At 38.0% G+C, this 14172-nt stretch carries 13 protein-coding genes and 1 other RNA gene; 4 read left to right on the plus strand and 10 right to left on the minus strand.

The genetic code is table 11. The features are described from left to right. The 3 genes from NYQ66_RS09535 (at position 1) to NYQ66_RS09545 (ending at position 2718) form a co-directional block, all read left to right on the plus strand. Entirely contained in the window at positions 1–594 is a 594-nt protein-coding gene (locus tag NYQ66_RS09535) for a polysaccharide deacetylase family protein (protein WP_259869108.1), read from the plus strand. A 418-nt stretch (positions 595–1012) separates the two neighbouring features. After that, positions 1013–2143, plus strand: coding sequence for a cysteine desulfurase family protein (locus NYQ66_RS09540; RefSeq protein WP_259869109.1), 1131 nt, complete (start codon positions 1013–1015; stop codon positions 2141–2143). A gap of 71 nt (positions 2144–2214) precedes the next feature. Next, entirely contained in the window at positions 2215–2718 is a 504-nt protein-coding gene (locus tag NYQ66_RS09545) for a peroxiredoxin family protein (RefSeq protein ID WP_259869110.1), read from the plus strand. A gap of 76 nt (positions 2719–2794) precedes the next feature. On the opposite strand, the gene NYQ66_RS09550 is transcribed toward NYQ66_RS09545, so the two are convergent. From NYQ66_RS09550 to smpB, 7 genes are all read right to left on the minus strand, one after another. Continuing rightward, entirely contained in the window at positions 2795–3406 is a 612-nt protein-coding gene (locus NYQ66_RS09550; protein WP_259869111.1) for a TraR/DksA C4-type zinc finger protein, read from the minus strand. Positions 3407–3548: 142 nt separating this feature from the next. Continuing rightward, positions 3549–4322, minus strand: coding sequence for a tyrosine-protein phosphatase (locus NYQ66_RS09555; RefSeq protein ID WP_259869112.1), 774 nt, complete (start codon positions 4320–4322; stop codon positions 3549–3551). A gap of 56 nt (positions 4323–4378) precedes the next feature. Beyond that, entirely contained in the window at positions 4379–4831 is a 453-nt protein-coding gene (locus NYQ66_RS09560; RefSeq protein WP_259869113.1) for a GtrA family protein, read from the minus strand. 29 nt (positions 4832–4860) lie between these two features. Next, a complete protein-coding gene (locus tag NYQ66_RS09565; RefSeq protein WP_259869114.1) occupies positions 4861–6006 on the minus strand; it encodes a glycosyltransferase family 4 protein in 1146 nt (381 codons plus the stop codon). A 143-nt stretch (positions 6007–6149) separates the two neighbouring features. Continuing rightward, entirely contained in the window at positions 6150–7388 is a 1239-nt protein-coding gene (locus tag NYQ66_RS09570) for an NAD-dependent epimerase/dehydratase family protein (RefSeq protein ID WP_259869115.1), read from the minus strand. 754 nt (positions 7389–8142) lie between these two features. Next, positions 8143–8482, minus strand: a transfer-messenger RNA (tmRNA) gene (gene ssrA, locus NYQ66_RS09575). A gap of 156 nt (positions 8483–8638) precedes the next feature. Further along, positions 8639–9103: an SsrA-binding protein SmpB gene (gene smpB / locus NYQ66_RS09580; RefSeq protein ID WP_259869117.1), complete on the minus strand. Its 465-nt coding sequence runs from the start codon at positions 9101–9103 to the stop codon at positions 8639–8641. A gap of 141 nt (positions 9104–9244) precedes the next feature. Here smpB and NYQ66_RS09585 point away from each other — a divergent pair, with 141 nt between their 5' ends. After that, positions 9245–10105, plus strand: coding sequence for an N-acetyltransferase (locus tag NYQ66_RS09585; protein WP_259869118.1), 861 nt, complete (start codon positions 9245–9247; stop codon positions 10103–10105). A gap of 28 nt (positions 10106–10133) precedes the next feature. Here the strand turns inward: NYQ66_RS09585 and rnr are convergent, their stop codons facing one another. From rnr to secG, 3 genes are all read right to left on the minus strand, one after another. Next, positions 10134–12434, minus strand: a complete 2301-nt coding sequence (gene rnr, locus NYQ66_RS09590; RefSeq protein ID WP_259869179.1) for a ribonuclease R — start codon at positions 12432–12434, stop codon at positions 10134–10136. A 111-nt stretch (positions 12435–12545) separates the two neighbouring features. Beyond that, positions 12546–13289, minus strand: a complete 744-nt coding sequence (locus tag NYQ66_RS09595; protein ID WP_259869119.1) for an alpha/beta hydrolase — start codon at positions 13287–13289, stop codon at positions 12546–12548. A 597-nt stretch (positions 13290–13886) separates the two neighbouring features. Continuing rightward, positions 13887–14117, minus strand: coding sequence for a preprotein translocase subunit SecG (gene secG / locus NYQ66_RS09600; protein ID WP_259869120.1), 231 nt, complete (start codon positions 14115–14117; stop codon positions 13887–13889). Between the last annotated feature and the right edge of the window lie 55 nt (positions 14118–14172).

Consider the following 14172-nt stretch of genomic DNA (forward strand, 5'->3'; position numbering starts at 1 on the left):
GTGTACGACTCTACAGATACAAAGGTCATCACTCGTATTACCCCTAAGCAAACGAAAACGGTTGTGCTAACCTTTGATGATGGCCCGAGTAAAGTTCTACCTGGAATCTTAGCCATTCTGAAACAAGAAAAAGTTCCTGCGGTATTTTTCTGGCAAACCCGTTTATTATATAAACAAAGACCATGGAAAAGCGTGTTGGAGGATGGACATGTAATTGGAACACATACAATCAGTCATCCTAATCTACAAAAGTTGAGCTTAGAACAACAATACAGACAATTGGCACGTAGCGTGGCAAAAATTGAAACGATCACAGGGCAAAAAGTTACTTTCTTCCGTCCACCATTTGGACAGTATAACCAAGATACCATTAGAGCAGCTGAAAAATTGAATTTACAGACGGTTATGTGGAGGGTTGCATCGATTGATTGGGAGCTAAAATGTAACACAGAACAAATCATAGACAACGTGGTCGATCACTTGGAAGATGGAGCAATTATATTACTACATGAGCTTCAACAGACAGTAGAAGCACTTCCTAGTCTAATTCAAAAGATTCGCGACAAGGGGTATGGTTTTAGCTTGTTGAAGTAATGAAACTTTTAAAAACAATCGTAAGTGAGTGAAACGCTCACCTACGATTGTTTTTTTATTAGGATGATGTTATGGCCTGACCGCCTGAAAGCAAAGCAAGTTTCTGCGGTCATGAGAGCCTTTATTTGAACAATTTCTTCCGTTATTTCATTTACGCGGTCACCAGAGACCTTATTAAGCCTATTTGCATAGAAATTGCAGTAGTTTTATTGAAATAACGTACCTGGTGGCCGCTCAAGTTTAAAAGTAGATAATTTTAGTGAAATAAGGTCCTCTATGGCCGCTTAACTATTTAGCACATCTAAACTTGACCAAAAAGAAAGACAAGCAATTCCTATCAAATAATGGCTTTGTCACTTTTCCTATCATATAATCGTATTATAATAGTCATCTATCTAACGATGGAGGAGTGATCAAAATGAACCGAATCTATTTGGACTATAATGCTAGCACACCTATTGCCCTTGAAGTTCAAGGTGCAATGTTGCCATTTTTACAAGAGCATTACGGAAATCCTTCTGCCCTTCACTTTGCAGGAATTCAAGCTAAAAGTGCTGTAGAGAAGGCTCGAAAGCAAGTTGCTGATCTTCTCCACTGCTCTTCTAGTGAAATTATTTTTACAAGTGGTGGCAGTGAGGCAAATAACCATGTGCTAAAATCTGTATTTCAAAGTCAAAAAGGAAAAGGGAAACATATTATTACAACGAAAATTGAACATCCAGCTATCTTAAACCCTTGTCGTTATTTGGAACAACAAGGGGCAAAAGTTACCTATGTCGATGTAGATCGTTATGGAAGAGTTGATCCAGCCGCTATAGAAAACGCGATTACAGATGAGACGATTCTAATAACGGTTATGCACTCTAATAATGAAGTTGGAACGATTCAACCTATTGAAGAGATTGGTAAGATTGCGAAAAAGCATGCTATTTTATTTCACACCGATGCTTCCCAATCCGTAGGAAAAGTCCCCATAGACGTTACGCGTTTACATGTTGACTTCTTAACGGTTGCTGGGCACAAATTATATGCACCTAAAGGTATTGGTGCTTTATACATAAAAGAGGGCATTGAAATCGAGCCACTCATTCATGGCGCAGGACATGAAAATGGAAGAAGAGCTGGCACCGAGAATGTACTGTTCACCGTTGCATTGGGAGAAGCCTGTGAAATTGCCACTACGAATACACTAGAATTAATAGAATCAACGAAAATTTTACGCGACTATTTTTGGAAGCAATTAAGCCAGTTATCCAATGTATCTGTTTCCTTAAACGGACATCCGGATTATCGACTTCCTAATACACTAAATGTAAACTTCGAAAATAGAATTGGGCAAGATATTCTAGACGCACTGCCTGATTTAGCAGCATCGACTGGGTCCGCTTGTCATGCCGGGGAAGTAACACTATCTCCCGTATTAAAAGCGATGAGTGTTCCTGAATCCGTTGGTAAAGGTGCTATTCGCTTTAGTTTAGGAAGATATACTACAAAAGACGAACTAGATACTGTTGTACAGTGCTTGGATTCATATTTAAATTCAAACTAAGGCTATCACGCTTTCTCCTATGTTTGATTCACGCCTCCAAAAGGGTAGTAGTCAAATAAAGGAGGATTATCATGGCAACATTTGAACTTGGACAATCTGTACCTGATTTTACGCTACCTGCTGTATCAGGTGTAGATTACAATTTCGAGAATTATCGAGATCAAAATAAAGGGTGGCATCTAATTATCTTTTTCCGTGGCTCATGGTGCCCTGCTTGTATGGAAGAACTAAAACAATTGGAAGAAAGTAAAGGATATTTTGACGATAAATACATTCATATTACAACAATCTCAACGGACCACTTAGATGCTTTAGAAAAAATGGTGGACGAACATGACTTCACCTTCCCTGTTCTAACTGATGAAAGCCTGGAAGCTTTAGAGGCATATCACGTACATTATCATAAAGAAAACGCACCTTATGAAGACCATGATGCACACGGAGAGCCTGCTTATTTTCTAATAAATGAACAAGGGAATTTACTTTATCAGCAAAGACAAACAAGCCCATTTGGAAGACCCTCTCCTAGAGATTTAAGAAAAATCATTAAATATATTAGTAAGAATTTAAAATAATAAAAGTTCCTATCCTCAAGTATCTAGGATAGGAACTTTTTTGACTAACTTCTTAAAGGTTTATTTACGATTCTCCCTATTCTCTTTTCTTACCACGCATTCCACTTTTCGCAACTTCTTCTATTTCTTCCGGACTATCACTTTCATCCGAATCCATATACATAGAATCATATCGATCTTGTTTTTCGTAAAAATCAGATGGCGTCTCGGATGAACCATATTCCTCTAGTGCTTGCCATGTATCTTTGCCGTCAAAACCATTTATTTCATTTGATTCTGAACGCTCTCTTTGATAAAGATCTGGTTTAACTATATCTTCTTCAACGGGGCGTTCCCTATTCATACCGCCAACAGCATGGTTCCGACATCTAGATGTCGTTGGTATGGTCAACAGTCTTTCTTCATTAATTTCTTTTCCACATATCTCACATGTACCATAGGTGCCTTCTTCTATCGAACGGAGAGATTGATTTATTTCATTCAGTTTTTGTTTCTCATGTGAATGAAGAGCGTTGTCCTTTTCTTGATCAAACAACTCCGTCCCCTGATCACCTGGATGGTTATCATAATTAGATAATTCTCCAGTCGCATCATTATTTACAAATGATCTATTCAAACTTTCTGTTGTCTCTTTCTTCTCTTGTAATAGTATTTCTTCTGCTTTGTTAACTACTGTAGTAGAAACCATATATAGCCTCCTGACTATTAAGTTTTCTATTTTATTAACTATATAATACCTATTACCGAACTAAAAAAAATCTAAACATCTGGGCAGAATTTGAAAAGTAAAAAGGGAGAGCTCGATGAATAAGCTCTCCTCTTTAAATCAACTATTCTAACAAATGTTCTCGTATCTTTTCTAAATCCGCTTTCGTTAGTTCAAGCACCTCTGTTAAATAAACATCGATACTATCATAATTAGATTCTATTTCATCCAAAAATGCTTCGATATATTCTGCTCTTGCCTCAAAAAGAGCATCTAGTACTTCTTGCTCTATATTTGGTAGATTGTTATATCCAATTGCCGTAAAATGCGCATTCATTTTATCTAATGTTTCGTTGGTATATAAGTAGTCTTCCAGAATCGTCTCACGCGGAACACCTAGCATACGAAGAAACAAAGCTGCTACAGCACCCGTCCTGTCCTTCCCTGCCATACAATGAAATAGTAATGGTTCATGTGGCTCCGTTAACAATACGTTCAATACATTTTGTAACGCTTGTTTAAATGTAACGACATTCTTGTTTAGATTTAACAATAACTCTCCCGGTTTTGTTGCTCTTAATACATCGGCAAAGTCCTGGTGCTCACCAACTTGTCCTAATATCTGTTGATCGGATAAAATGGGCGTATGATACCAACTGGCTCCATCGAGAACTGGATCTGGAAACTTTTCAATCTCGTCTACTCCACGTAAATCACAGATCTTCTTAATTCCGAGACCAGCTACTTTTTTCAGATCATCTTCTGTCATCGCACTTAAATTCCCTGATCGAAAAAGCACACCAGCTTTTACTCTACGACCATCTTCAGTCAAATAACCGCCAAGATCACGGAAATTGAACGTACCCTCTAAATTAATCTCTCGTAATGTATGATTCATATTTTCCCCTTTTACCTTTCTATTTTGTTCAATTATATGTCATTACTTAAGTAAGCTCAACTAGTCCCTTTTTCCAAACGATCTTTAAATACAAAGTGTTTGTTGAAAAAGAAGCTTGCCAGAGACGATAAGTACATAGATAATCCTTTTGCAATATTGGTTTGAAGCCAGTTCGGAAGAGTAGAAAAGAATTCGGCTACCCACAATCCGCCAATAAAGACAATATTTGCGATCAACAAGCTTACGAATGCTTGCACGATAAAAGCTATAAATTGCTTTTTTGATTTTTTGATTTTAAAGGTATATTTTGAATTCCAATAATAGCTATTTAAAATTGCCGCCATGTAAGCGGTAGAATTAAAAATAGTTAACAAAACTGTATCGTTTGTAGGAAAAAAATATAGTAGAGCGTTGAGTACACCAATATCTAGTGCTGCACAAACGATCCCGATCACACTATATTTGCCATACTCAATAAAACCATTTTTATACCGTTTAAGAAATTTCATTCTAAACACCGCTTAGTTAGTTAATATGATCAGTTGCTCTCTCTTAAAAGCACGGCAGTACGATGGTGTTTTTTTATCGTCTTTTTATAAAACTCCAACAATTGGCTAGATGGCGCATCCCAGCCAATTGCTTGACTCGTTTGGTGTGCTTCCATCCCTAAAGATTTGCGATAGTGATCATCCTTAAGCTTTAGTACACATTGAACAAAGTCATTTGTATCGTCTGGATCATAGAGTAAGCCTGTCCTACCATGTTCGATTTGTTCACTCGTTGGGCCACTTTGCGCTGCAACAACAGGTAAGCCAGACGACATTGCTTCTAGTAGCACAAGTCCCAGTGTTTCCGTTGTGGAAGGAAACACAAATATGTCAGATGAAGCATAAGCACGTGCAAGCTCATCTCCATGTAAAAATCCTGTGAATATCGTGTCAGTGCCTTTAAAGTACGCTTCTAAATAAGCACGGTGTGGACCGTCTCCGACAATTGCAAGGCAATAGTCATTAGACTCTTCTAAAACCTTACGTATCTTTTCTATGTCCTTTTCCGGCGCAAGTCTACCTACATAGAGTAATATTTTCTTGTCCTTGTTACCACGTGTTAATCTCTCACGCATTTCCGCATCAAAATGTCCGGGATGATACTGCGCCGTATCAACACCACGCTTCCAAAAATGAACATGCTTAAATCGCTTTTGCCTTAACTCTTCTAGAACAGACTTTGAAGTACAAAGATTCACATCTGCCCTATTATGTAAAGATCGGAAATACCACCATAGGATGGGCTTTAAAAAAGGCAAACGATAATATTCTGCATATTTTGGAACATGTGTATGATAAGAAGCTACTAATGGTAATCCTAAACGCTTTGTATAATAAATACCACTTACTCCAAGAAATGCTGGATTAACCACATGTACGATATCGGGTTGAAACTCTATTAAGTGTTTCTTTACTTTTCGTGAAAAGAAAGAATACTTTTTGTCTTTATATAAAAAGAAAGTATGAGCAGGTACACCAGCAATTGGCGTACCCTCAAAATGTGATACACCTAAATCAGGTGCAATCACTAATACTTCATGTCCCTGTTTTTCCAACCATCGAATCGATGCACACAACCGTGTGACAATTCCATCTGTAGAAGGTAGAAACGTCTCTGTTATCATTGCGATTCGCATAAAAGTCCACTCACCTTTATTTGCTAGAAATAGATTTGTTTTTCTAATACGACTGACCTTCATACAGTGAGTCATTGTTATTGTAAGTATGAACCAAACTGTACATGTTTATAATCGACAAAAATTGCCCGGGGAATAATTTCTTAAACTGGGTCAGCTTCTTTTGTTGGAATTCCAGGCTTTTGTTCTTTCGTCCACGTACTCTTGGCAGGAATTTTAGCATGGTCGGCACGATGTGCATATTGCTTAGCGATCTTTGTGACCTCTTGTAGTAGCCCTTCATTCAATGTAATCGGTTCTAAGCCTTTTGATAAGAATAGGTCATTTTTGACATGTAATTCATTTTTAGCGGCTTCTTTCCTTGGATTATCTACATAAGCGATTTCCCCGCCTGTTAGTTCACTAACTAGTTTTGCTAAATCCTTCACGCAATGTGTTTCGGTCATTTGGTTAAAAATCTTAACTTTTTCATTTCGTGTCGGTGGATTTTCAATCGCGATTTGAATACATCGTACTGTATCTTGAATATGAATAAACGCGCGTGTTTGTCCACCAGACCCATGTACAGTAATAGGATACCCTACAGCAGCTTGCATTAAAAATCGATTTAACACCGTTCCATAATCGCCATCGTAATCAAAGCGATTAATTAGCCGCTCATCAAGTTTTGTCTCCATTGTATTCGTTCCCCATACGATACCCTGATGAAGATCCGTGACTCTCACATTATCGTTTTTGTTATAATACTGGAATAGTAGTTGGTCTTGGGATTTTGTCATATGATAAACAGAACCAGGATTGGTTGGATAGAGAATTTGTTGTTGTACCCGATCACCAGTTTCTGTTTTCACTTCCACATCTAGATAACCTTCAGGGATTTTGACACCTGCAGTACCGTATCCATATACCCCCATCGTTCCTAAATGCACAAGGTGAATATCAAGTTCAGACTCAACAATTGCACATAATACGTTATGTGTTGCATTGGAATTGTTATTTACGGTATATCGTTTATGTTTAGAAGATTTCATGGAATAAGGAGCTGAACGTTGCTCAGCAAAGTGGATAATTGCATCAGGTTTTTCTTTGTTTATCACTCGGAGAAGTTCATCATAGTTCATGGCAATATCAATATTATAAAAATCAATTTTATTTCCGCTAACTTCTTCCCATGCTGTTAACCTCGTCCCCATTGATTGGATCGGCGTTAATGATTCCGCTTCTAATTCATTGTCAATGTTACGTCTGGATAGATTGTCAATGATTACAACTTCGTGACCTAGATTCGAAAGGTGTAAACTAGTTGGCCACCCACAAAATCCATCTCCACCAAGGACAATGATTTTCTTTTTTACATTCAAATGATTATTTTTTATCGTCAACTTGTACCACCCTTTTTATTGATTTGTTTGTTATTAAAATCAAGGTTACTAGCATTATATATGTATATGTAGCAAATAGAACTTTTTATCAGACATTAAGTATCTCTTATCCTCCATACCACTAATAATGACTATCAAAACTTTTCCGAAAAGAATATTTGTAATCGGTGGCATATTTATTAATTACAAAGTAAAAAGATACCAAATGAAAAGTTAATTTTCACTTGGTATCCTTTCAATCATTTATGTATGTTAGAACCTTTGATATACCTTTTTATTCTTCATAAAATTGTTCTCTTGTTCCGGCAAGAATAATCAATACATTATTTCCTTGGTCATCTTCCTCAACAATGTAAGCCACTTCATAGGATGTGATGTTATTAAAGAAGTTATCTTTTGAAGAATATTTTTTTCGAATTTAAAATAAAAAGACAAAATAAAAACCACCAATTATGTATTGGTGGAGACGGTGGGACGTGCTGTTCCATGCTTTCGTCATGGCACTGACTATATCTTGAACCTGTAGTAATCTAGAGGTCCTTCGGCGTATTATGCGAAATATAATTTTTACCATTGCGGTAGGATTTCGCATCCTAGTACTACCAATCATCGGGTAGCCTATAAGTCGATACACGGCTGTTGGATTACTCCACATACCGCTCGGCATTGCCATATCACACGTAATGTGTGACTTAGGTTTCACCGATCAAGCCGAATTTTCACTTATGTGTTACCACATAAGGCGACTAATTACTAATCGAACCCACGTCCAGAGATATCGGCACCCAGGCTTCTACATGCGTAGTTGATATATTATATTTCGCTTACTATTCAGCCTATCAACAGGCTTCCTAGCAGCTAGCCTGATTGATCTCTTCTATCCATCCCCAGGCGGAGGACGATAGCGTATCCCGCTAAAGTTGAGACCCTTCTATCTACCACACGGGCGATGGTAGGAAGGATCCTTTAGAGCTACTTACGCAGCTGCTAAAGAGTAATTGTTTTCTTTGCCAGTTATATTTAGGCGAATAACGTTTTACGAGCCGTAACCTCGACACGCAACCTGAGCTCGACCTATCCCTGTCGAATCCGTAACGTCCCCATTATATAAGGGTACAACACGGAAACAAGATAGATTTTCGAGCACATCTTGTTTATGAAGTTGTCAACGTCGCTTGCGGCGACATAATTCATTATAACATTTTTACAGAAGTTTTCAAGTCTTCTCGATTGGTAAGTCCTACCTCATATTACCTGACACTATCTTTTATTGCACGATCGATATCACGTTTCGCTTGCTTTTGCTTCAAGTCTTCACGCTTATCGTATTTCTTTTTACCCTTACCTAGACCGATTAAAACCTTTGCCACACCATTTTTAATATAGATCTTAAGTGGGACAAGTGAATAACCTGCTTGCTGCGTTTCACCAATTAATTTATCGATCTCTTTGCGGTGCAAGAGTAATTTTCGATGTCTTGTTGGTTCGTGATTAAAACGATTTCCTTGTTCATATGGAGAAATATGCAGGTTATACAAGAATGCTTCCCCATTATGAATACGCGCAAAGCTATCTTTCATATTGACTCGACCGGCACGCATTGATTTAATTTCGGTGCCTTTTAACACGATCCCAGCCTCGTATGTTTCTTCTATAAAAAAATCATGACCGGCTTTTCTATTTTGTGCAATTGAATTTCCTGAACCCTTTGGCATAACGATTTCCTCCTAATACTACGTGGAATAATTTTAACAAAAAGACCATGCAATAACAATTATTATTAATAGACAAAAGTATGATTAACATGAGAATATTAGAAAGTAAATTTGGTATCTCCCTAGAAAGAGGTGTGATCGATGGAACAAAGCTTACTTCATATGCGAAGACTAAGCCTTGATGATCAGGTATTGGTTCAAAACATGCAAACAAGTGTAGAAGATGATTACATCCTACATATTTTTCCAGACCTCGTTACATCAAAAACAAACAACGTATATGGACTATTTCAACAAGATAACTTATTAGCCATTGCAGGCGCTTCTTTTTACCCTGGTGGATATGCGATGCTTGGTAGGCTTCGATCTGACACAAGGTTTTTAGCAAAAGGAAACGCTACGAATATCCTTGGTTATATTAAGAGCGAACTCGAAAAGGATCCTGCGATTAAATGGGTTGGTGCGAATACGAATCTAGGAAACAAAGCAGCACGTCGTGTTTTAGAAAAAATCGGTTTAGACGAGGTGACTAGATTACATTCTTACTCGGTCGCTGAGCCCGACTTAGTAAATGGAACAGCAGGCGCGATTTGGCAACCCATTCATTCAATAGAAGAAAAACGAGCACTATTGAACGGGTTAACAGGAAACGCAACGACCATTTATCCATATGAATGCTATTATCCATTCCCACTAACGGATCAGCTACTTACGGATGAGCATTTAGAGGATTCCGTATTTTTTCAAAATCCAAAACAGGACCGCTTTATGGTCATTAAAAAAGATCAAAAACGAGACTGGTATGCACAAGTGAAATACTTTTGGAATGACCACTTTTACCAGCCTGGTTGGTGGGAAACCGTTTATCATTATGTCGGGCAACAACCAGAAGAAGGTATCAAAGCTTGGATCGATTTTTCTGAACAAGGACTCGGAAACATTCCAAACTTAGAAGCATTTGATGTCAGTGATGGTTGGATTCTTTATGGAAAATGGGTGTAAAGCCAGAAGAAGAGAAACTAGGGTGATCCTAGCTTCTCTTCTTCTTTTTCTTTCCATTCTTTTTCTTCTTATCGCCGTTTTTCGGTGGCTTCATTTTACCTCTAGGTTTATTTCCGTTTGGTTTATTTCCGCCGCCTTTACTCTCTGACTTGCCTCGGTTTGCCTTAATCACTTTCGGTCGATCAAATGAAGTTCTTTCTTTTCTCGGCTTCATTCCAACGATTTCAAAATCAATCACACGTTCTTCTAAATTAACATTTGCTACTTTAACAGTAATCTCATCACCAATTCGGAATATATTCCCTGTTCGCTCCCCGATCATCGCATAAGAACGCTCATCAAAGTGATAGTAATCATCTGTTAGGTAGCTAACGTGAACAAGACCTTCTACCGTATTTGGTAGTTCAACAAATAGTCCAAAGTTCGTTACGGAACTAATGACACCGTCAAACTCTTCGCCGATTTTGTCTTGCATGAACTCTGCTTTTTTAAGGTCATCTGTCTCACGCTCTGCATCCACTGCTGCACGTTCTTTTTCAGAAGCATGCCTTGCAATTTCCGGCATTTTATCTTTCCAATGCTGTTGTGTTTTTTCATCTAATTGCTTATTTACAATATACGTCCGAATTAAGCGATGGACAATCAAATCTGGATAACGACGAATTGGCGATGTGAAGTGTGTATAGAATTCTGTCGCTAAACCAAAGTGTCCGATACTTTGCGGATCGTACTTCGCTTGTTTCATCGAACGTAGCATTAGCTTGGAAATGATCATTTCCTCTTGTTCGCCCTGCACTTCTTCTAGTACTTTTTGTAAAGCTTGCGGGTGAATTTCATTGTTTGTTCCTTTGACTACATAACCCAAGGTGGCGATGAATTCAAAGAAAGATTGAAGCTTGTCTGGACTCGGGTCCTCGTGAATACGGTGAATAAACGGAACATCCATCCAATGGAAATGTTCAGCGACCGTTTCGTTTGCTGCCAACATAAACTCCTCGATCAATCGCTCTGCGACAGAACGCTCACGAATCACAACATCCACCGCTTTTCCATCGTTATCAACAAGTACTTTTGCTTCTTTAAAGTCAAAGTCAATTGCACCGCGGCCAAAACGTTTTTTACGAAGAATTTCTGCTAAGTCTTCCATGTCTTGGAACATAGGTACAAGTTCATCATAGCGTTCGATTAATTTTTCATCTTTATCAACCAAGATCTTATTTACATCATGATATGTCATACGTTCATTGGTTTTGATTACGCTTTGGAAAATCTCGTGGTTAACGACTTCCCCTTGCGCATTTATTTCCATTTCACAACCTAATGTTAACCGATCCACCTGTGGATTTAACGAACAAATCCCATTAGACAGGCGGTGTGGAATCATCGGAATTACGCGATCCACTAAGTAAACACTCGTTGCTCGGTCCATGGCTTCTTTATCAATCGGTGAATTTTCTTCTACATAATACGTAACGTCTGCAATATAAACACCTAGCTTGTAGTTACCGTTATCTAGCTTTTTCACCGTAACTGCATCATCCAAGTCTTTGGCATCTGCACCATCAATTGTTACAATCATTTCATCGCGTAAGTCACGACGATTTTGAATTTCATCTTCACTAATCGATTCCGGCGTGTTCGCTGCATGTTCCAATACTTCTTCTGGAAAATCTACTTGGATACCGTGTTTGTAAATGATAGAGATGATATCCATTCCTGGGTCATTTTTGTGCCCAAGGATTTGGATAACTTCCCCTTCTGCACTCATACGCGCTTCTGGATATTTTGTAATTCTAACAATTACTTTATGTCCATTCACTGCACCATGGGATGCATTTTTAGGTATGAAAATGTCATTAGGGATTCTTTTATCATCCGCGATAACAAATCCAAAGTTTTGGTTGCCATCATACGTACCTATGATTACAGATGTTGCACGTTCTAAAATTCGTATCACAGTACCTTCAGGACGTTTCCCTTGTTCATCACGACCGTCAATACGAACCAACACTCTGTCGTTATTCATCGCTGATTGTAAATCGGCATGATTGATATACACATCATCCTGACCCTCTTCATCCGGTATTAAAAAGGCAAACCCTTTCGCATGCATTTGGATTTTACCTCTAATCAAGTTCATCCGTTCTGGCGGGCCATATCTGTTTTTCCGTGTTCGAACCAATTCACCTGCTTCTTCTAATTCATTCAAAAGCTTCATTAGGATCGTAAATTGGTCTGAATCTTGTAAATCTAAAATTTCTTCTATCTCTTGTACAGATAGAGGTTTTGACGCATTTTCTCTGAAATAATCGACAATTTGTTGCTTCATTTCTTGATTATTCAAATGCTCACCTTCCTTCACTTATTCTCGCATGGAAGACCTTACATTATCATGATGTAATGAAGTAATCTTATAATCACTTTTATCTAGTAGTATGGGTTAAGACCAATCCAATGATTCTAAAAATTGATAAATATCTTCGTGTAACTGTTCTTTTTCTTTACCTAACGTAATTACGTGGCCAGATTCTTCATACCACTTGATCTCTTTTTGATCTGCTTCTACGTTATCATAAATGTACGTGGCACTCTCGGTATTGATCATTTGATCTTTTCTAGCTTGTACGACAAACGTAGGCGCATAGATATGGTCAACATGATCTTTCACCTCTGTGATCAGTCCACCTAAATCGGTAAATACCTGCTTGGAGTTCGCCATTAACTCATCGACTTCGCTTTGAATCGTATCCTCATTTTTCTTTTCTAATTGCTTATACTCTTTTGCAAAAGCACGGAAACCTTTTGTCAATTGTGTTTCATTGTCGAAAAACATCGGTGAACACATTGGAATGACTGCTTTAATTGGCTCGGAATAAGCAAGTTTTAATCCTAATACGCCTCCAAGTGAAAGTCCTGCTACTGCTATTTCTTTGTGTCCTAGATCCCTTAAATGGTTGAGCGCTTCCTTTACGTCTATCCACCACTCATCTGGATTAGACTTAATAAGCTCCTCCGGTGGTGCACCGTGCCCACGATAAATAGGAGCATGGCACGTATAGCCTTGTTTTTGCAAATAACGTCCTAGCATACGCACATCTGCTGTATGTCCAGTAAACCCATGTAGTAATAATACCGCGCGATCACCGCCTTCAAACGTGAAGGGCTGTGGTTTTTTTATTTTCATGACCAATCGTCATCCCCTTTTTCCTCTATACTTTATTATATTGGGATAATCGTACCAAAGTTATGCTCATTATTCACCTGTGATGCTTGATTTGCTATGTATTTAAATATAATCACATGGGGGTACCTTTGATTAGACATGTAGAGGCTTGATTATTATGACTGAATTTCTATAGACTCGGCGTAACGCAACAATCAGGAACTAGCGACAATGCCTTTTTATAAGCGGACATTTTTTCCGTTATTTTCACTAAAACGATCGTTTTAATGCTTCTCGAGGACATTTTTTCCGCTATTTCTTCATTTTGAAGCAATTTTCTTACGTTTTCTATGGAATAACGGAAAAAATGTCCGCCAAAATGCTAAATGGCTAAGAATTACTAAAATAACGGAAAAAATGTCCGTTCAATTTCAGTATCCTTCTAGCACTCAGTTATTAAGTGGAGTAGTGGCTATTAATACGCATTTTTAGATCAACTCCGTCATACCATAAAGATCCAAATTACAAACGACATAAAGAAACCCCTACTAACCAAACAAGGTAGTAAGGGTCATCTTTTTTACACATTACATGTATAAGGTTAACTCAATTTTTCACTTAAACTACATAAGCAACTAAGAAAGTAAGAACAAATAGTAGCACTGCAGTAATCACTGTTGCACGATGTAATACTGCATCAATACCACGTGCTTTTTGCTTACCGAATAATTGCTCTGCTCCACCAGAAATGGCACCTGATAGACCAGCACTTTTACCTGATTGTAACAATACTAAAATAATTAGAGCAACTGCATCAATCACTAATAACGTAATCGCAACTCCACTCATGTTGCGGACACCTCCTAAGACGCACTATTACATAATGATAATTTAGCATAGTTTG

It is taken from the genome of Aquibacillus koreensis, assembly GCF_025154055.1.
GTDB classification, from domain to species: Bacteria; Bacillota; Bacilli; order Bacillales; family Amphibacillaceae; genus Aquibacillus_C; species Aquibacillus_C koreensis.

Coding starts and splice junctions, on each gene's coding strand:
- NYQ66_RS09540 (WP_259869109.1), top strand. CDS start 1,013: ATGAACCGAATCTATTTGGACTATAATGCTAGCACACCTATTGCCCTT.
- NYQ66_RS09545 (WP_259869110.1), top strand. CDS start 2,215: ATGGCAACATTTGAACTTGGACAATCTGTACCTGATTTTACGCTACCT.
- NYQ66_RS09550 (WP_259869111.1), bottom strand. CDS start 3,406: ATGGTTTCTACTACAGTAGTTAACAAAGCAGAAGAAATACTATTACAA.
- NYQ66_RS09555 (WP_259869112.1), bottom strand. CDS start 4,322: ATGAATCATACATTACGAGAGATTAATTTAGAGGGTACGTTCAATTTC.
- NYQ66_RS09560 (WP_259869113.1), bottom strand. CDS start 4,831: ATGAAATTTCTTAAACGGTATAAAAATGGTTTTATTGAGTATGGCAAA.
- NYQ66_RS09565 (WP_259869114.1), bottom strand. CDS start 6,006: ATGCGAATCGCAATGATAACAGAGACGTTTCTACCTTCTACAGATGGA.
- smpB (WP_259869117.1), bottom strand. CDS start 9,103: ATGCCAAAGGGTTCAGGAAATTCAATTGCACAAAATAGAAAAGCCGGT.
- NYQ66_RS09585 (WP_259869118.1), top strand. CDS start 9,245: ATGGAACAAAGCTTACTTCATATGCGAAGACTAAGCCTTGATGATCAG.
- rnr (WP_259869179.1), bottom strand. CDS start 12,434: ATGAAGCAACAAATTGTCGATTATTTCAGAGAAAATGCGTCAAAACCT.
- NYQ66_RS09595 (WP_259869119.1), bottom strand. CDS start 13,289: ATGAAAATAAAAAAACCACAGCCCTTCACGTTTGAAGGCGGTGATCGC.
- secG (WP_259869120.1), bottom strand. CDS start 14,117: ATGAGTGGAGTTGCGATTACGTTATTAGTGATTGATGCAGTTGCTCTA.